Annotated in this window: 22 protein-coding genes; 3 read left to right on the top strand and 19 right to left on the bottom strand. The window is 33.1% G+C overall.

From position 1 onward, the window contains the following. Window positions 1-694 precede the first annotated feature (694 nt). The 7 genes from JST55_14765 to JST55_14735 form a co-directional block, all read right to left on the bottom strand. On the bottom strand, window positions 695-1,297 hold the full coding sequence (locus JST55_14765) for a hypothetical protein (protein ID MBS1494775.1): 603 nt from the start codon (window positions 1,295-1,297) through the stop codon (window positions 695-697). Window positions 1,298-1,321: 24 nt separating this feature from the next. Beyond that, a complete protein-coding gene (locus tag JST55_14760) occupies window positions 1,322-2,137 on the bottom strand; it encodes a nucleotidyl transferase AbiEii/AbiGii toxin family protein (protein ID MBS1494774.1) in 816 nt (271 codons plus the stop codon). Between the two features lie 3 nt (window positions 2,138-2,140). Continuing rightward, entirely contained in the window at window positions 2,141-2,971 is an 831-nt protein-coding gene (locus JST55_14755) for a transcriptional regulator (protein MBS1494773.1), read from the bottom strand. Window positions 2,972-3,082: 111 nt separating this feature from the next. Further along, window positions 3,083-3,457 carry a hypothetical protein gene (locus tag JST55_14750; protein ID MBS1494772.1) on the bottom strand — a complete coding sequence of 125 codons (375 nt, stop codon included), beginning with the start codon at window positions 3,455-3,457 and terminating at the stop codon, window positions 3,083-3,085. Between the two features lie 177 nt (window positions 3,458-3,634). Then, window positions 3,635-4,153, bottom strand: coding sequence for a hypothetical protein (locus JST55_14745; GenBank protein MBS1494771.1), 519 nt, complete (start codon window positions 4,151-4,153; stop codon window positions 3,635-3,637). 409 nt (window positions 4,154-4,562) lie between these two features. Next, a complete protein-coding gene (locus JST55_14740) occupies window positions 4,563-4,964 on the bottom strand; it encodes a hypothetical protein (GenBank protein ID MBS1494770.1) in 402 nt (133 codons plus the stop codon). Between the two features lie 58 nt (window positions 4,965-5,022). After that, complete coding sequence (locus JST55_14735; protein MBS1494769.1) at window positions 5,023-5,433, bottom strand: hypothetical protein; 411 nt, start codon at window positions 5,431-5,433, stop codon at window positions 5,023-5,025. 660 nt (window positions 5,434-6,093) lie between these two features. Between JST55_14735 and JST55_14730 the strand changes: the two genes are divergently transcribed. Next, a complete protein-coding gene (locus JST55_14730) occupies window positions 6,094-7,380 on the top strand; it encodes a T9SS type A sorting domain-containing protein (GenBank protein MBS1494768.1) in 1,287 nt (428 codons plus the stop codon). Window positions 7,381-7,730: 350 nt separating this feature from the next. Here the strand turns inward: JST55_14730 and JST55_14725 are convergent, their stop codons facing one another. The 12 genes from JST55_14725 to JST55_14670 all read right to left on the bottom strand — a co-directional run bounded on the left by JST55_14725 (window position 7,731) and on the right by JST55_14670 (window position 17,767). Further along, entirely contained in the window at window positions 7,731-8,111 is a 381-nt protein-coding gene (locus JST55_14725; GenBank protein MBS1494767.1) for an endonuclease domain-containing protein, read from the bottom strand. A gap of 82 nt (window positions 8,112-8,193) precedes the next feature. Further along, window positions 8,194-9,141, bottom strand: a complete 948-nt coding sequence (locus tag JST55_14720) for a hypothetical protein (GenBank protein MBS1494766.1) — start codon at window positions 9,139-9,141, stop codon at window positions 8,194-8,196. A gap of 30 nt (window positions 9,142-9,171) precedes the next feature. Next, window positions 9,172-10,005: a hypothetical protein gene (locus JST55_14715; protein MBS1494765.1), complete on the bottom strand. Its 834-nt coding sequence runs from the start codon at window positions 10,003-10,005 to the stop codon at window positions 9,172-9,174. Between the two features lie 4 nt (window positions 10,006-10,009). Then, window positions 10,010-10,867, bottom strand: coding sequence for a hypothetical protein (locus JST55_14710; GenBank protein MBS1494764.1), 858 nt, complete (start codon window positions 10,865-10,867; stop codon window positions 10,010-10,012). Between the two features lie 86 nt (window positions 10,868-10,953). After that, a complete protein-coding gene (locus tag JST55_14705) occupies window positions 10,954-11,757 on the bottom strand; it encodes a hypothetical protein (GenBank protein MBS1494763.1) in 804 nt (267 codons plus the stop codon). Window positions 11,758-11,783: 26 nt separating this feature from the next. Then, a complete protein-coding gene (locus JST55_14700) occupies window positions 11,784-12,671 on the bottom strand; it encodes a hypothetical protein (protein MBS1494762.1) in 888 nt (295 codons plus the stop codon). Window positions 12,672-12,710: 39 nt separating this feature from the next. Next, the gene (locus JST55_14695; protein ID MBS1494761.1) at window positions 12,711-13,490 is read right to left on the bottom strand and encodes a hypothetical protein; all 780 of its coding nucleotides are present in this window, start codon (window positions 13,488-13,490) and stop codon (window positions 12,711-12,713) included. Between the two features lie 205 nt (window positions 13,491-13,695). Beyond that, on the bottom strand, window positions 13,696-14,373 hold the full coding sequence (locus JST55_14690) for a hypothetical protein (protein MBS1494760.1): 678 nt from the start codon (window positions 14,371-14,373) through the stop codon (window positions 13,696-13,698). Between the two features lie 88 nt (window positions 14,374-14,461). Continuing rightward, window positions 14,462-15,103, bottom strand: coding sequence for a LexA family transcriptional regulator (locus JST55_14685; GenBank protein ID MBS1494759.1), 642 nt, complete (start codon window positions 15,101-15,103; stop codon window positions 14,462-14,464). Window positions 15,104-15,301: 198 nt separating this feature from the next. After that, a complete protein-coding gene (locus JST55_14680; protein MBS1494758.1) occupies window positions 15,302-16,102 on the bottom strand; it encodes a hypothetical protein in 801 nt (266 codons plus the stop codon). A 39-nt stretch (window positions 16,103-16,141) separates the two neighbouring features. Next, complete coding sequence (locus tag JST55_14675) at window positions 16,142-17,002, bottom strand: RHS repeat protein (GenBank protein ID MBS1494757.1); 861 nt, start codon at window positions 17,000-17,002, stop codon at window positions 16,142-16,144. Between the two features lie 462 nt (window positions 17,003-17,464). Then, entirely contained in the window at window positions 17,465-17,767 is a 303-nt protein-coding gene (locus JST55_14670; GenBank protein ID MBS1494756.1) for a hypothetical protein, read from the bottom strand. A gap of 378 nt (window positions 17,768-18,145) precedes the next feature. On the opposite strand from JST55_14670, the gene JST55_14665 reads away from it, so the two are divergent. Further along, on the top strand, window positions 18,146-18,463 hold the full coding sequence (locus JST55_14665; GenBank protein MBS1494755.1) for a hypothetical protein: 318 nt from the start codon (window positions 18,146-18,148) through the stop codon (window positions 18,461-18,463). Between the two features lie 147 nt (window positions 18,464-18,610). Beyond that, window positions 18,611-19,471, top strand: coding sequence for a YqaJ viral recombinase family protein (locus JST55_14660; GenBank protein ID MBS1494754.1), 861 nt, complete (start codon window positions 18,611-18,613; stop codon window positions 19,469-19,471). The last annotated feature ends 90 nt before the right edge of the window (window positions 19,472-19,561 follow it).

Genomic DNA, 19,561 nt, shown 5'->3' with positions numbered 1-19,561 from the left:
CGATGCTTACAGTAACCACCCCCAACTTCTGTTTTAGCCGAGATGTGGTGAACCTAAAAATATAGCGATGCTTACATTAACCACCCCCAACCCCCTCCTTGAAAAGGAGGGGGCTAAAGTTAAGTTACTGCACCCTTCTTTGAAAAGGAGGGGCTAAAGAAAACCTTCTTTAAAATGTATTGAACTGAACTACAAAACAATTTTAGAAATTTTAAAAAATAAGGAAATTAAAATTGGAAATAAATAATATTAATAGATTTAATTAACTGCACCCCCTCCTTTTCAAGGAGGGGGAAGGGGGTGGTTATACTTTTATAAATTTTTTGAAAAGAATAGTATAAAGAAGTAGGGAAATCTTTAATACAAAATTTAACTTAGCACCCCCTCATTTTCAAGGAGGGGGAAGGGGGTGGTTATACTTTTATAAATTTTTTGAAAAGAATAGTATAAAGAAGTAGGGAAATCTTTAATACAAAATTTAACTTAGCACCCCCTCCTCCCGCTGAAGCGGGACTTGATAATTAATAGTTTTCAAGGAGGGGGCAGGGGTGGTTATACTTTCAACTGATTCGAATTTTTATAAAGTTCTGAAGAAAATTATTTTAACTGAGCAACCCTCCTTTAAAAGGAGGAGCAAGTGGTGGTTATACTTAAAAAAAATAGACTTAATTAAAAATTAAGAGGCATTAATTTTCTACAATCTAAACCCAAAGCCCGCATTTAGCAGAAGCTGGTTTAAACTTTCTGAATCCGATTTGTTCATTCTGAACTGCACTTCCAGAGTAATTTTATTCTTTGCATGTATCGGAATATTTATTCCTATTGAAGGCGCAAATAAAATTCCCGTAGAAGTTTCGTTCGGGACATTTGTGATAGTCGCAAGTGAAGTATAGTTCACTCCCGTTTTCGCCATTAGGGATGTACCAAATCCGATTTTCACAAACGGCTGAACAGGCAATGTGACCGCATCTGAACTTTGCAGTTTTGCAAATGCCATAAAGCCCATGGTGCTGAAGTTACCATAGTTGTAAGCTGTTATAGCGCCAATGTAAAGAGGATAAGCAAACTCGCTGCTTGGTTTTGTAGTAACATTGGCAAAATTTATATCGAAACCGAATGCAACAACCTTTGTTAAAGCAAACTCAATATTTGCTCCTGCATTAAATGACGATGTATAGACATTTTGATTTGTAGGGAGTGAGAGTCCTGCGTAAGCAGATATGTAAGTAGTATTCGGCAGCTGCCCAAACGCTGCCAGAGGGAAAATAAAAAATAACGAGATAATTATTTTCTTCATAGTAAATTTAAAAATAGATATAAATTAGTTTAACTGTTTTGATATTTTTTTAAAATGCCTCAGTGATTCCCGCCAGATTTTTTCAAAATCAGGAATTTCTTTAAATTGTTTTTCAAGACTTTTTTTCCATTCGGCTTTGAATTTTTCTTCCTTTGCAGAGATAGTTTCATAAAACTTTGCCGGATCCTTATCTTTATATTCTGCTTTTTTCTTAAAAAATTCAATACAGCTTTCCAAATCGTTCTGCTCAATTTCAAGGAGATACCATATATCATACAAATCTCTTGGAACGGTTCTCTGCATTAGCGACCTTAATTTCTCTGCTATAATTTCATTGATACTGTAACTCTTTAAAGAATATTCTTCGCTTAAATCTGAATATTCATTCAATGCAGTTCTATTGACAATTTCATCACATAATATTTCACTGTCACTTATATCAACTTTAATATCCCTCTTTGTTATATCACCTCCCAATGGACCAACGTATCCTATATAAAAAGAATAATTTCCTTTTGTGTTCAGATTTTCATCTCGAATTTCCAGTTCCATCCTCGATTCATTTTTAACCCAATCAATAACATTTTTGAATTCGGTTTTCAGTTGTTCCATATTTATTTTTCCCTCTGAAATAGTAAAGTCGAGGTCTTCAGAAAGGCGGTAATTATTTATGTAAAGCTTTCTTATTGCAGTTCCTCCTTTAAATACAAGGAGCTTATCCAGCGTATCGTTTTTAGAAATTCCGTACAGAATCCATCCTAAGATATAATCTTTTTCAATTTGAGTATCACGAAGAGCATTTTGATTCGCAATTTTATTTATCTCTCCGGATTTAATCATAAATCAGTTTATCAGTGAATTTTTAATTTCTTCAAATTGGATATTTTCCTGTACACTCCATTGGGAATAGTATTTCCCTACAGAGGGAAGAGAAGGATCAAGCGGAGTGTATACTTTTGAAATGTTTGACTGCAAGTATCGCATAAGAGTATATAAAATATCAAGGCGTGATAAGATGAATCCAAGCCGCTTCATTACTGACTGTGAACCAAATCTTTCAATATACTTTACCATCTTTTCTTCATTTATCTTCTGCCTGGCTTTGTAAATAGCCTTAACAATCTCAGTTATTCCTGAACCATATGCAGGTTTATATAAACAGTCTATAAGAGTTTTTTCCAAATCGCTGCACTGGATTTTATCATATTTGTCAATCCATGTATTTTCAAATCCGAAGAAATGTTTTTCATTAAAATATATAAACTCAAACTTTACATTTCCTATTTTCTTGTACTTAGGTATAAACTGTTTTGATGTTACAATCTGCTCGGTTAAAGAGGGCTGTGTAATCAAGCCATGTATATCCAATGCGCTGTAAAACCCAATATAATATGGTGAGTTGTAAACAAGCTCTTTAGCTGTAATGTGCCAGTTTGGCAAATATGTTTTTGAATCTTCCCCAAAAGGAACTATGCAATAATGGCCTGCTGATATTTTCCGAATCATACCTCTGCGCTCCATTGAGCGAAGCATCTCGCTTACGTTTCCGACTGTACTATCCTCTAAAATCCTGTGTGCTTCTTCAATATTAAAAAATGTTTTATCTTTTAAAAGAAGGTTTCTTATAAGAGAGTTGGCTTTTCCTGATATTTTACCCGCGTTATCTGTATTCATAATACAAGAATAATTCTTCAACAATAATATAAAACATATTAAATTATATGTTTTATATTAAATAATCAAGTAAATTTCTTGTTTTGGAAATATGAAACATATTGAATTATATCAAAAATCAGTTGTAAGCTGCACGCTGCCGTAAGACATATTTGTGGTTTCGTTCCTGAGTTCGTTGCCGTTTTCATCCAGCACAGTCATGTTCAGTTCGCCTCTGTTTGCTTCCATAGTAAATGAGCAGACGAGTGACTTGCAGTCTTCCAGAAAATATTCAGCGGGAAGAACTCCCTGTACTGTATTGGAATTCACTGCTCCGGAGGGAGAGATGGTTTTATAAAAACCGGTGTAGCGGAGCTTATCGGTTCCGTTGAGAACGATTTTGTATTTTCCTGTAGTGCCCGGAGTATTTCCGCAGGAAAACAGTAACAGCATAAATACAACTGCAGATAAAGAGAACTTAAAATAAAATTTTATTTTATCGAGCATTTGTTTTTGTAAGTTAAATTATTTCTACCCCCTTACAAAAACTAATTGTTTTTGAGAATCTAAGTTAAGTTTTTTTTATGAAATAATCTGCGAAATAAAAAAGTGTGTAGAAATAATAATTAAAAAATCCCCATCCAAAAACGAAAGATGAGGACTTTTTTATCTTAGAGAGAAATCTTATACATACATAAAGAAGAACTTCCAGACACCTTTTCGGTTTATCAGCAGACCGTACACAAACGGAGATTCCGTATTCGGCGGAGCTTTAAGCTTCACAAATTTTCCGTTCAGCTCCTCTGAAGTACCGTTCATTGTAAGCACTGAATAAAATTTATTCCCTTTTATTCTTACCGATGTCAGCTCAACATAATTGCCGTCACCTTTTTGAAATTTCGGAATCATTTTTCCGTTCTCAACCGACATATTAATTTCTTCATATGAGTTATCATTTATCCCTGCGGAGTTATAATAGTAATTTATTGCTGTGTACATAGATGTGTCTTTCTCAATCCAGTCGGAGAGCTCAGACAGTTTTACTTTTTTATCAATGGCGCTGATGTAAATAACATCATTGGTGGGAGAGTCGTATTTTTTAATTACACATTTAGTGGAATCTTTCAGTGTTTCATTTTTATTTGAAAACGATAATGCAATCTGAGTACATAAAATTACAAACAAAACAAAAATGTTTTTCATAGCTTCTTAAAAGTTGATTCGGTATCTGAACAATTAGATTTACCGGGAAAAATAAAAAATTTATAATATTTCCCATTGGTTTCATTTTATGTATGAAACCATTTCAAATAAAAAATTAATTCAATATTTATTTATTATCAGATAGTATAATTAAGTTAACAATTAAAACAGAATACAATTTACCGATGAACTATCTTATAATTTCAATTCTACCTGAAAGCGCTTATTGCCGTCAGATAGATAACAATAAACAACGCAGCAAAAAAAACAGCTTTTAATACTTTATTCTTAGTCATAATATTTTCATTAAATGTTTCGCCTACTCTTTATAGCTTTTCGGTATGTGCTCCGTACTCTTTCATGATTTATTTCAATCAAAGGATTTTCCGGTACTCCTTACATTCTCTATTTACTTGCTCAGAGTGCCTCTTATGTAAGTTGCCTTTACACCTTTCCACGTGTTCAGATAAGTAAATTTATTTGCGCTTAGGAAAGTAATCCTCTCGCCTTTGTTTTTATCGTTATAGCCCGGCTGGTTCCATCCTCTTTCAAATACTCCCGCCGAGACTACTACCCAGTTATCTGTCTGCCCGAAGCTGTTAGTCCTTTGCCTGTAAACGGTTATCTGGTCGCCGTCATATTTTGAGAGAGCTATGAAATCAGGAGCATCCCATTCCTGCCCTTGTGTAATTGCATTAAAGATGTAGCTGCCTTCGTAATCAGTCTGAGCTTTTGCTGTTGTAGTAATACAGCTTAGTATAAGCAGAGTTAAAGCAATCAATGCTGCTTTTATATATTCTAAATTTTTCATAACGGTTAGTTTTTAAATTTAAAAATATTTATTGTACACACTCACCGTATAAGAATTTTTAATTGGTATAAATAATTTTTTCTATAAGGCTTCCGTTTGCGTTTCCGTATCCTTCGTAAATCACTTTATTAGCGTTTATATAAGTTACCCTTGTTCCTTTAAAGAAATTTACTCCGCCGCGCGCTGCAGCTTTTGTTTCAAATACTCCCGGTGAAACCATATCGAGCATTTCAATGAACATCTTATCTCCGCCTTCTTTGTATATAAAGTATAAACCGACTTCTTTACCATCGTAGTTTTGAAGTATTAAGCAAAAATCCTGCTTGCCTGAATTATTATTTACCTTTATGGTTGCATTGCACCACTTGCCGTCGTAATCCTGAGCATTAGAAATTTGCGGAGAGAGTATTAAAAATAAAGTTGTGAATAAAAACAAATACAGCCCTGGTAATATTTTGGTATATTTCATAGCAGTATCCTTTATGTTTATTATTATTCGTTAGGAGAGTTTTAATTACGGAAGGTTGAAGGTTGTAAGAAGTATGAAGATGTAATTTTAAATACACTCTCCAAGCCTACAAAGATGCATATAAAAATTAAATTAATCTATGATGCATCTCATTTTTTAAATGAAATATTTTTTGTAAGAGATATGCAGATGCAAAGTGCCTGTAATAGTAAGGAACTGATAACTATTTATTAACAGAATTTATTTTTACAGAGTCTTTATAGCAGTGAAAATTTAAAACAAATTTTATTCCGAATTTTAAAATATAATTTTATTTTTATGATTTGAATCATACAGCATCAATTATAAAATTTTTAATTTGTATACATGGAAGCTATGTCTTTCTCATTTCGCCTTATCGTTTTTCCTGACGGCGAGTCCTCATTTCTAACTAAAAGCTCCTCCTTGTTCAGTACTTCAAACTTAAAAGGAGATAAACGTGCAGCTAAAACTACCTTAACTTAACAAAGTCTTAATTGTGAGATTCAAATAATAATATCTATAATTTTTCCTCTTATTATTATTCTAATTTAATATCTGAAATATTTTTTCAGATTAGCAATCGGAATAATAATGTTTTATGGTTTTGATTTTCAGCAGTACAAACTTAAAAAAACTGTTATGAAAAAAATTATTATAATTTTTTTATGTATGTTTACAGCTAATTCTATTTTTGCGGGCTGGACTACTGTAAACATGGGAACAACAAATGAATTTACATCTGTATCTATGCCAACGGACCAGATACATTTTTTAACGGCTATAAATACTACAACCTATGAAGGTACGTTGTATAAATCAACAAACGGCGGAGCAACTTGGACTACACTTTCGCTTCCGTCTAATTTTAAATTACCAATGGTATGTAATTTTGCGCCCGGAGGTATGAATGGAATGATAGCGGGCTCATCATTATTAGGAACATCCAATGGAGGAGTTGACTGGATGCCTATATATAGTCCAACAGATACGGTTTTATTTTTTGGAGTTGATATAAGAGGCGAAACAGCCTGGTCATTATGGGCAGTCGGAAACAAAATGAACAACGGCGTACCTGTAATTATTAGATGCGCTAATATGAATGTAGCAGTACCTGTTTACACACGTTTAACATTGCCTTCTAATATGTCAACTTTACATCTTACATCAGTAAGCGCTATGGATAGCATGACATGTTATATTGGTGTTGAAAGTAATTCTTCTTTCAGAGGTGTTATAAGAACTACTGATAAAGGAGTAAGCTGGACTCAGCTGAACACAGGCGGCATAGAAGTATGGGATATTGAAATGGAAAATAACGGCTACGGTTATATAGTTTCAGGAGGAAGCAGTTCTTGCTACGTACAAAGAACATCTGACTATGGCTCTACCTGGAGCACAGTATATTCAGGTACGAGCGGCGCATTAAAATCATTACTTCAGAATAATGGTTTATATGCTGCAGGTAATAATGGTAAAATTATCAGAAGTTCAGACGGGGGACAATCATGGGTATCTCAGAATAGCGGAACTACTGCAAATCTAAATTTTATAAACAGTCTGGAAAGTAATACAAATATAATGTATGCCGGGGGCGAAAACGGCGTGCTATTAAAAACTTTAGACGGTGGCGTAGGAATCAATAATATATCTTCAAGCATTCCTGATAAAAATTTACTTTATCAGAATTATCCGAATCCTTTTAATCCTTCAACAACAATTAAGTTCGATCTGAAAAAATCTTCCTATGTAAAACTTATTGTATTTGATGCTCTTGGCAGGGAAGTAGAAACAATTGTAAATGAATATCTGAACATAGGAACATACACTGCCGATTGGAACAGTATCGGCAATACAAGCGGAATATATTTCTACAGATTAATTACAAATGATTTTACCGATACGGGAAAGATGATATTAATGAAGTGATGTATTAAAAAATTTTGCAGTACGAAAAGAAGAAAAGGAATAAAAAAAAATCCCCTCCGCATTACCGGGAGGGGATTTGTGTAAATGGAAATTGTTTATTTTGAAAAATTTATTTCTTAAAAATTGAGAAGTCTAATAACCCCCTCCTGCGAAGGAGGGGGAAGGGGGAGGTCTATAAATGTTTCCCACCATATGATTTATTTTCTATATAAATTTTAATTTCTTCCAAAACCCAGTCTAAATTCTTATACACATTCAAATTTTAAATTTTATGGACAATGTACGCAAGTTCTCCACCGGTAAGGAAATTTTCAAGTCCCCCTCCTGCGAAGGAGGGGGAAGGGGGAGGTTTATAAATGCTTTCCGTTAATGATTTTGTTTTCTATATAAATCTTTAACTGTTCTAAAACCCAGCCTATATTTTTATAAACATCAGTATTTGTAAATCTTAAAACTTCTATACCTTCTTTTTCTAAATAATTTGTTCGTGAATTATCTTTTTGCAAACTTTCTTCATTAAAATGTGAGTCTCCATCAATTTCAATTGCTAGTTTTAATTCGGTATTATAGAAATCAATTATAAATGGTCCAATCCCATGCTGCCTTCGAAATTTTATCCCAAGAAATCTTTTTGCTTTTATTTTTTGCCATAAAACTTGTTCTGCTTTTGGTTGATTTAAGCGTAATTCTTTTCGGAGCTTCTTATTTTCACTTCGATTAAAAAATTTCATTGTCATAATATTGCAAGAGACCTCCCCCTGCCCCCCTCCTTCGCAGGGGGGGGAAGTCGTTCAATTATACTTTACACTAATCTCAATTCTGCTCAAATAGCTCATAGGTGAAATTCAGCTTTTCAGTTTTTATAATTCCTCTGAAGCATTCGTATTTTACATTGATGTAATCCACAACGCCTTCGTTTGTATAAACATAATCTGCTACTCTCATTACATTGTAAGTTGAGAATTTGAGTAAAGAAATCTTTGACATGATTCTCTGATTTTTTATCACATAAAAAACCTGGTCGAGCGGACCGATTCCGTTGACAGGGTCAAATACATTTTCATTGGGAGTTATGTGAACTGTATCAGCATTATACTTTACGTTTACAAATGAGAGACTTTTATCGCTGAAGTTTACTGCCAAAAGTTTTCCGAGAGTACTGAAGTCGAGATTAAATTTTGTAGCTCCTATTTCATCCACTCCTAAGTTTGCAACCGATAAGGTCTTTACCATATTGTTAACACCTTCGTAGAAAAATCCGTACTGCTTACGGAAATCAGAATCTTCCTTGATTGCATTAATTGATTTCAGAAATTTATTCTCATACATAAAATCCATTCTAACTTCGGGCTGGACTCCGTTGTAGTTTTTATCCATTAACTCAAGCTGTCCTTCGTTATTATAATTGAAAATAATATTCTCATAAATATTTTTCGGGAATGAATCTAACACCGTATAAACAACTTTGCCGAGCTTATCATAGGTAAATTTAGCAGTATCCTCGAACTGATAGTAGTTTGCAATCTGTCCCATTTTGTTATATACGTAGTACTCAATTGCTTTTCCGTTCTGGTCTTTGACTGTAACGCCTGCAATTCTGTTCAGACGTATTTTTCTCATATCAACTTTTATCACACTATCTAATGCAATGTTGGAAATGATTTGAAGCAGCGGTTTCTGATATTTAAAATAATCTGTGTACTGGCATTGTACAAGTGAAGGCATTACTAACAATAGTAAAAAGGGTATTAACTTTTTCATGTGGTTTTGGATTAAACCACAATTTAACAGTTACGGAGTGTAAAAAACATATTCATATTTTTCCGAAGTGTAAATATTATCCATAGTTTTCTGAACCTCTGTAATCAATCCGTTTTCATCATAAAAATATTTTATAACAACACTGTAGTTTGAAGGACCCAGCCCGAGCAGACTGTAAAGCTCTTCTGAAATTCTTTTGTTCTTAAGTTCATATATAAAAGAATATTCGTCCTTGATAAAAATATTGATTGAATTATCTGTATAAGAAATATCACATAATAAATCCGATTTCTTCTCATCATTTACTTTTATTAATCTTCCATAGGAATCATACCCGAAAAAATATTTTTCTGCAACTGTATCTTTTACAAGATCAAGCAAGGTAGCTTTTGTAATTTTATTATCTGAAGTGTATGCAAAATCGTATTGGCTTTCAATGCCCGATGAATCTATATGAATACTTGCAAGAAGGTTTTTTTCATAGGTAAAAATGTAACTCATACGAATCCTGCCTTCTTTTCTTGTAACAGCAGTAAGATTTGTATTTGCATCATACCCGAATCTCCATTGCGCAGTTAATCTTTCATCAACGGGATCAAACAACATATAATCTTCTATATATCCGAAATTATTAACAAGCATTTTGTGGGTATATTTCCCTGCATCATTTTTTACCAGAACTTCCTTTACTTTATTTGTTTTCAGGACCTCGGCATCTGCATCACGAATTTCTTTGTTCACTGAGTTTTTAATTATAAACAGCGGAGCATACTCTATCATTGTACTCTGGTAGTACTGTGCATAGGAAACACTTGAAATGCTAAACAGACTGATAAGTATTAAAAGTAATTTTATTTTTTCCATATACTCACTGGTAATATTCATACTCGTAAATGTATTTGTATTTAAAGTTATCTGTGCCGGCATCTATGTATTCTATCAATCCATTATCTTTATAATAATATCTGTATTTTGAAACAATATCGGGAATCTCCGTCTGATATGAATAAGACTTTGACTGCAGCTGCTTCGATGGAAATGTATTTTGCTCCTCCGTTATTCTATTATCATTCAAAGTATATTTCTTCTCCTCAAAATGTAATCTGTTTATTGTTATAACATTTTCAGAGTATGATATTGTATCAATAACATTATCAAATTTTATATCTTTTGTGCTTACAAGTTTATCTTTTGAATCATATAAAAAATGAATTGTCATATAAACTGTATCTTTTAACTTATCTATGTAATCAATTCTGTCAATCTTGTCTTTATTTGAAAAACTGAAAACGCAGTCTTCAGCAAGCTTGCTGCCAAAATCGGCATTGATGTATTCAAGATGATTATCTTTGTAAAAGCAGGTATAGTTTATACCCATACCTTTCTCTTTGTATTTTATCGTCAGCGGTCTGCTTCCGTCATAGGTAATTTCGTAGTTTATCTCTTCGCCGTCGTTGTATTCGTATGTTGAATAGTTCGTTATCCATCCATCTTCATTCACAGAAAATTTACTTGTTACTTTTCCGCTATCACCGCGTACAACAACGCTTTTAACATTATTCTCTTTTAATATGTGAACATCTTTATCAATAACTTTTCTCATGACAATATCATATACAAACGCGCCACGCAAATCGGTGATTTTAAAGTAGTCAGCATACTGAGCTTTAACTTCACATGAGCTCATGCAACAACAAAATAAAAATATGATAAAAAAAATCTTCATTACTATTTGTTGATTAATCGTTAATTGCTAATTGCTAATTGCTAATTGTTAATTGCTAATTGCTAATTGCTAATTGTTAATTGCAGTTAATGATAGTATTCGTATTGAAATCTGTGTTTGTATTTATTGCCGCGTGTGTCCTCAATTGAAATGTAATCTACTAGTCCGCTCTCATCGTAATGAAAAGTCCGTTTTGCTTCATAACTTAATGCTGCGCTGTAAATAATGTGCTGCTTTATTGTATTATCTTCTATCACATAAATTTCATAACCCGAGCCGTTACCGTCCATAATTTTAATGCTGTCACCTGCATACTGTATCTGATAGATGTATTGAAAATCTCCCATTGCTCTTATATCAAACAGACGGTTGTAAATATCATATTTAAAATTTACGTAGTAGGGAATGCTGTCTCCTTCCCAAAGCTTTGAATCGTATCCGGTCAGCAAATTTTTATCCTTTGTGTTATCATGACGCATATCGCAATGTGTAAAGAGTTCTTTGCCTTTCAAAAAATAATCATAAGATATGAGTGTGCTGCCGATATATGTGAACCTGCAGTAATCGTTGTCTTTGTAATTTACCAATGATGAATACAGCTCGATAAGATTGTTGTTTCTGTCATATTGAGCTTTGTAAGATTCCATGGCGGTATTTATATTTACGACCTGATTTTTGATTGATGCAACTCTACCTTCAATATCAACATTTGTTTCATTTATCAAATTATTTTTATCATCGTAAACTTTTATATTTTTCACTTTCGATTTCATTAACTCAGTTGTATTGGCATAAACATCTTTGAACAAAATTCTGTTCATTAAAAAATAATCCAATGAATAGAACTGTAACTGCTCGGAATACTGCGCCTTTAATCCGAGGGAAAACAAACTGAATAATATTATAAATAATTTTTTTATTGTGTCCTCCTGTAAGTGTAGTTTATTTCATCGTGTTCGTCTCTGGCGCTTTCAATAAGTCCGTTTTCTTCAATGTAGAATTTCATTTTTTGTATTTTATCAGGTCTTAATCCTTTAGAGCCCGGCGGCATTGGTCTGTTATCTTTAGTCCTCTGCAATTTATATGTTATCCTTCCGTTTTCAAGTCTATACTCTGTGCTTGATTTCTTCGGCTGAATTATTTTAATCGTATCCTGCTTGTACACTACGGAGTCCAGAACGGCACCTGTACGTACATCTTTTACCAAAGTAATCCGACCTTTTTCATTTACAAAATATTCGCAGTATAAATTTTCAATTGAATTAGAATTTACCATATCCTTTATATCTACAAAATTATATTTATCCGCTAAAATGATGTTTGAGTTTTTTTCATACGCTTCGGGAGGCATTGAAACAAACTCTCCCTGCTCAATTAACTTTTCTCTGAGAAAAACTTTTATTTTAGTGATGTAGTCTGAGTCGTAATCAAAAACATAATACAGGGGTAATCCTTTATTTAAAATATTAGCTACAGTTATACTTAAAACTCTTTTTAAGCTGTCTCTTTCAATTGTAATTTTTGTTTCGGCTTCGCCTCTGAAATTATATTTTAATAAACTCATTATCCCACCTTCATTGTAAACAGTTTCACTTATCATTCTGCCGTCTTTGTATGAACAGATTACTTCATTAATATTCTGCTTTTTTAAAACCGCTTCATCTTTATCAATGAAATCTTTTAAGACATTGTTGTAAATCATCGTCTGACGGATATCGGAGTAATCAATGCAATCAGTATATTGCGCCCGGACATTGACGGTTGAAAAAAATAAAACAAAAATAAATAATTTGCTGATTCTCATTATCGGTTCAATTACTATATTATGATACACGATTAATTCTTACCGGTTCCCTTCGTTCGCAGGTTTATCGGATTTTTTTCTTATGAATCGGTAACCGTTAAATGTAAGCCCTGTCTGTGTGCTTTTGCACATTATTTTATCAATTAACTTATTGTCATCATCAAAAACTTCACAGTTGAAATCATACAATACATTTATATCATTAAATATTTCAAATGAAAAATCAGTGCAGTTCTGAACAGGTATAAGAAGGGGAGTAGGCGATTCAATAGTATATGTAGTGAAATTGCTTGTATATCTTTTATGCATTTGTATTATAGGAAACATTCTCTTCTCGCATGTTACCTTAATATACCCTGCAATCCTGTCGGGATTAAAACTTCTGAAGTACTCATTTGTGTCCGGGAATGCAGTCATCTCTACGTATCCTTTATCAGCATCGGTGGAGTCGCACATTATCTTTTTTCCGTTCTCAAGCAAAGTAACTTTAAGTGTACCTGCAATTCCTTTTTTATTTGCATGGACAAAAAATTTATTTGCTATAACTGAATCGAATTTCATTGGCGGACTTCCGTCAAGGCTTATTCTATCGAGGACCTGAGTTCCTATTGGTGTAAAAAATCCGTCTATAGGTGTTCCCGGTGTGCCGTCAATCAATAATGTGAATTTACTCGAAGCTGCATATTTGTTAAGCTCTGCTACAGGGGGATTTGTATGGTAAGGTTTGTCAGTTTGTTTTACTGCTCTTTTATTTAATAATCCGCAAGAAAAAATTAAACAACAAATTAATAATGCGGCAAACAACTTAACAGTATGCATTTGTAAATTATTTTATATAATTAACTGTAAATTAAAAAATTGTATTTGAATAAAATATGAATAAACTTAACGGAAAAAAGTGCATCATAAATTTGGTTACACTCGCAATTTATTACAGATATCTTTCTGAAATCAAAATCAAGGTTAGTGCAGTGTGGTTTTTACACGGAATAAATTTTAAGGCTTAAACGATAGAATGATAAATTTATTTATTTGTACCTGTAATATATTCAAATTCAAATGTGTCGGTTTTATATGTTCCGGTCTCTTTTTTCAGAATTTGTTTATCAGCATTTAATAGTGTGACATTTAGTTCTTCCATTTCCGGAGTCATCATAAAGTCTGCTTTAATTTCATCACATTGAGGAAGTCGCACTTCAAAGGGACATTTTAACGCAAGTGTATTTGATAAACTTAGCCCCTCATACCACTCTTTTGAAATGACCACAGGGTGCAGCAGGGTATCTTTGGATTCCACTTTTAAAAAATAGGCAGCGGGTGCATGTTCTATTCCCGGTCCGGTAAAATGCTGCCCGTTGTTTGCTCTTGATGATAAAACAATCATGCCGATATCTGAACTTGTTGAATCTGCAGATAGATCTCTAACTCCATTTTCTGAAAGGGTGAGAATCATTGTTCCCTTCATTTGTTTTTTCACACTGCAATATATTGTAGGATAATCTTTCAGATAAAATTCCGCAGGAATGGTTCCCTGCAGGTGAACCGAATCGAGTGTTTCGCCCCATCTTCCTTTTCCTGATGTATAGTATCCTGAAAATTCCACGCCCTTAGTTCCTGTTACAGTCAGTTTAAACGGAAGTGAATTATCATTTTTTGCTGCATTTTTTTGCTGCTTTACTTTTTCTGAAAGCTTTTGGATCATACTGCACGAAAGAAATACTATGCATATGAAAAAAACAATAATAAAGTGGAAATTTGATTTATGCATAACTAAAATTATAAATTAAAAATTACTTCACATCCCTTATAATTCTTACAACTTTATAAATTTTTAAAATCTCGTCTTCATCATAAACTTCCGGCTCGTACTTTGTATTGATAGAGTAAAGCATAACACTGCCTTCCTTCTTATTTCTTTTTATCAGCTTTGCATTTGCTTCTATTGTATCAACGGATTTGAACACGCACACAACGGCAGTCCTGTCTTTTATAAGGTCGGGCTTATCAACGCAGATAAGAACGTCATAGGGATTTATATACGGAGCCATCGAGTCGCCCTTTGCAATCAGCCCGAACGCCTCACCGTATTTTGTAAGAGAGGGGAGCTGCATGTACTCCTTCACCTTATCGGTATCCCACTGCGATGCAGGGCTTCCGCAGTAAACGTATGAGTAAAGCGGTATGCTTCTTATTTTATTTTTATCGGGCGCAGATATTTTCTGGATAAACATTTCTCCCTCGCCGCTTATAAGCCAGGAAAGATTTACATTTCCGAATTTATCAACAAGCCGTTCGTAAAATTCCGAGTTGGGCTTCACCTTGCCGCTCTCATAACGTGAGAGATTTCCGTTATCGATGTCAAGCTTTCCTGCCAGCTGATTTTTGTTTAAGCCAAGCGCTTCGCGTAGATGTTTTAATCGTGTTTGAATCATACAGTTTGTATAAAGTAGTAAGTATAAAGTATTGAGTAATGCGTGAAATGAAATTTCACCAAAATAAATCTTATATCTTAAATCTTATTTCTTAAATTTCTATATCATGTACATCGCAAAAGCTATTATAACGATTATCGTTAAGATTGCCCATGCTACTTTGTGGATAGTTTTCATAATATATGCTAAGTTTAATTGTTAATTATCGTAATACTCATAAAAATAATTGTACTTATCGCAATTACCCCAATATTGTTCAATCTTTTCAGAAATTAATCCGTTTTCCTGGTAGAGATATTGGGTAAATTGATCGCTGAAGCTAAATGAAATTAATCTATTGTTTTCTATATGATGAAAAATTACATCCTTTCTGATAGCTTCAGTTATCATACTGTTGCTTACAAAAATATTTTTTAGATCATTTTCAGGTAGATATTCTATATTGTAAACATTTCTGGTCGAATCAAAAGTTATATTCCTTATCCATTTATCTGTATCATTTTTCCATAACGGGCAAAGTTCATATTCCCGCTTGTTACTTTTTGTAAAATCTCTATCCTTATAAATATATCTTTCCCATAATTTGCCATGGTTATAAAAATTTATAGTAGTCATAGTCGAGTCATGTTGTATAACCATTCTTTCACTAATCTCACCTTTAAAAATATTAGTTATTTCTATTCCGGAAGAAGTTACAGTTTGTATGCAAGTGTGTTCCGGAATAGAGTTGTAAAAAATAGATCTTATGCTGTCAAAATTCCCCGTCCTGTTAAAAAATATTTCCTTATGAATTTTTTCTTTATAGAAAATTGTAAGCTTTTTAACATGATTAATTTTTATCAAGTCTATATCTCTCTGTATAATATCATGAAATATTAAATTATTCTCTATGTATTGTTCTCCGCTTGCATCAGGATAAAATTCAAAATATTGTGCAGTCGCATCAGAACTCAAAATACTGGAGAGTAATAGTAATATTGTAACAAAAACAATTTTCATTTTTAATAAATCTGAAATCTGAAATCTGAAATCTGAAGTTTAATAAAACTCATACTCCAGATTAAATGTCTTTTCTGTTTTATCTTCAATCAATGTTAATTTTATAACATCCAGCAGACCGTTATCTTTATAGGTAAAATCAGTTGCTGTGAAATTATCTTCTATGTGTGTAATTACATTATCTTTTATCGTGTACTTAGTAATAAAATCATCGCCGAGATATGAAACATTCACACCACTCTCCGTATAAACATTCTTAATCATTTCTTTTTTGTCTTTATCAATTACGAGTGTTATTCTGCCTTTATCATCTGACTCTATCACAGATTCATACAGCGGAGATTCTATCATGCTTGTTCCCTCGGGAGTTTTATTGCCCTTGTAATATCTTATTGCTCCCGGCGCATCAGGAAAGTTTTTATTGTAATAAACTATAGTGTAATCTTTAGCAGGGGACATCATTACATTCTGATCCGTTGTAGCGTTAATCATTCTTCCTTTTTCATCATATTTATAGAAGTATGTAACTCCGTCAATCTTATCGTTTTGCTGTGTCCCGTAAAAATATTTTACCGGATTGTTATTTGCATCGTATTCGAATGTCTCGAATGTTTTATCTCCGTCCTTATCCGTAATGGAGAACTCCGTTATCTGACCGTTTTTATTGTAAAGATATTGAACTTCTCCGCGTGAATTATTAAAGTGTATTCTCTTCACTTTGTTGTTCAGCATCACTTCTTTGTCCTTTGCTATTACATCTTTGAAAAGCTGATTTTGCACAAGTGTAAGCTCAACCGATACCGTTGCAATTTCAGAAAATTTATACTGAGCATTTGCGTTATGCAAATTAATAAAACAAACTATTATAAGTGTAAGCAGGAATAGTTTTACTGATTTCAAATTTAGTTCTCCTCGTTAATGTTATGGTGATTTATAATTTATAATTTATACAGTAAATATTTTAAAGCTTTCCTCCCCAAAGTACAAATAAAACCACTATCGCTTTTACACAATTATTCATTATTAATTACTAATTGTTAATTATAAGAGTGGGGATAAATTTTTACCCTTACCTTAACTACCATAAATAGTTAGTCATTATAGAAATACCGCATTAGTGCCGTAAATAGTACTTGACTATACTGTAAAAGTGCCGTAAATTTGTATGGTAGTTTAATTCAAAGGTATAATTTACTTCAATGTAATACGAAGATATTAAATAAGGCGGAAAAGGGCAATTGAGTATTTGTTGTGTTGAATTTCAGGATTGTAAAAAAAAATATCAGCTAAGTTCAATAACTTTTCTTAGCTGATACTCTCAAAAAATTAATTAGCTGTTTGGGACCGGGGTTTATCTGAACATTAATTGTAGTACTCTATTGATATCGCTTTCTTTTTAGGTATTAGTTCTTCCTTGCTGCTGCCTGCAAGATTATTATACGTGTAAACAATATAGTTCTTGCTGTTCTCGACGATTGTAAATACGTCTTCCTGTGTTACTGGGAACGGCTTTCCTACGGCAGCTTCCTGGTAGATACCATCAATTGTGAAATATAGCTTTTCAATCGAATGCGGTATTTCCTTAATGTTATGCTTCGCCAAAAGCTCTTTGTAAATTTTCTCAGCCTCTCTTGGAGAGATTGAGTCCGGAATGTGGTATTTCATTTTTCTTTCTTAGGGAGTTAAGAAATTTTGTGGCGAATCTGTTTAAAATTAAACTAATGATTGCCAATATTCAATCCCTTAGTAAAGATTTTATCTATACAGTTAAAATTATTTGTGCTCTGCTTTTATAAAATTCGATTAATGAAAAATTCATAAACCTGATAATAAATATATAATAAACAATTATAAAAATATTTACACCACTGCTAAATTCAGATTTTTGTGAAAGCAATTTTAAAAAAGGCAAAATTATTTTTGTATTAAATCTTTATTACAAATAAAAAAATGTTATCCGTTCATAAAAATGTATCGCTGTGCTCTGAATCAGGACCGGTAAACCATCGTTTCCGGTTTTAAAAAATTTAACCGAATTAAAAAATGATACCCAACAAAAAAACGGATGAGTACACGCGCTACTGCATCACTCCCGAAGGAAAAGAATATCTCCGCAAAATGCTTGAAGATAAATCCGCCGAAGATGAAAACGATAATGAATTTGAACTGAACATGGATGAAGAAATTGATTTTGAACATCTGAAAATTTTTGATATCAATGATGATGATTTTGAGCCGGACGAAGAAGATATAATTGAAGCAGACATGATTGAAAATGAACTGCTTAACGATGAGTTCTTCAGACTGAACGAAAAACCCAACGACGATGATTATGATCTATGGAAAGAAACGTCCTCATAATTAATAATTAGTAAAGAATAATTAATAATTGTTTAAAAGTTTTTCTTCTTTTCGGAAGAGGGAAAGAAGCGACTCAAAAATTTTCTGACAGGAATCCTTTCTGCTCAAGAATTTTCAAAATCCGTTAATCAAAAAAATAAAAATATCATGAAAAATTTTATCACGGGTTCCGATCTTTCCGCAATTATCGGACTTAACCCGTACAAAACTCCTTATGCAGTCTGGTCTTCAATTGTAAACTCCCGCGGAGAGAAAGAGCCCGAGCTTTCATTAAAAATTTCAAATATACTTCAGCCCGCAATTGCCGCCTTGTACGAAGAGGTAAGCGGAAGAAAAACAATCATACCTCTTGAAAAAAATATAAGACACGAAAAGTATAATTTTATTGCCGCAACTCCTAACCGCTTAATTGAAGACACAGGCGTGCTGCAAACTTACGGAACACAAAAATTTGTTGAGCGCGATTTCATCCCGCAGCACTGGTACCTGAAGATAATCTGGGATATGGGAGTGACAAATAAAAAAGAGGGAGTGATTGCCTGGCTTGAAAGGGGACTGCGCTTTAAATATACCGATGTGCAGTTCGATGAAGAGTTATTCAATCATATGTTAACTGCGGCAATTGATTTCTGGAATGAGCATGTGCAAACCGCTTCTCCGCCCAAAGCGCTGACACCAAAGGATATAAAAAGCATTTTCAGGAAGCACTGCGAAATGAAATTTGTTCCCGCAGATGAGCAGAGCTATAATGAAATAAAAAGAATGAAGCTGCTTAAAGATGAAAAGAAGTTTATTGAAAGCGAGCTTGAAAATATACAGTCATCACTTGAGTTTCTTATGGGAGATGCAGAGGGAATAACTTACGGCGATAAAATTCTCGCTACCTGGAAAACAGATGACGCAATAAAAAAATTTAACGAAAGCAGTTTCAGAAAAGAAAATCCCGAAGCATATCAGAAGTACTTAACTGAAGTAGAAGGAAAGAGAAGATTTATTCTGAAGTATTAAGTCGTAAGTATTAAGTAAAAAGTATTTATATAAAATTACTTTCTCGTCAGTACACAAATTCAATAATCTTTCTACATTCTATTTTATACT

It is taken from the genome of Bacteroidota bacterium (assembly GCA_018266835.1).
Classification (GTDB): domain Bacteria; phylum Bacteroidota; class Ignavibacteria; order Tepidaquicellales; family Tepidaquicellaceae; genus JAFDZO01.
Note: the sequence above shows the minus strand (reverse complement) of the source record. Positions and strands in the feature narration are given on the sequence as shown.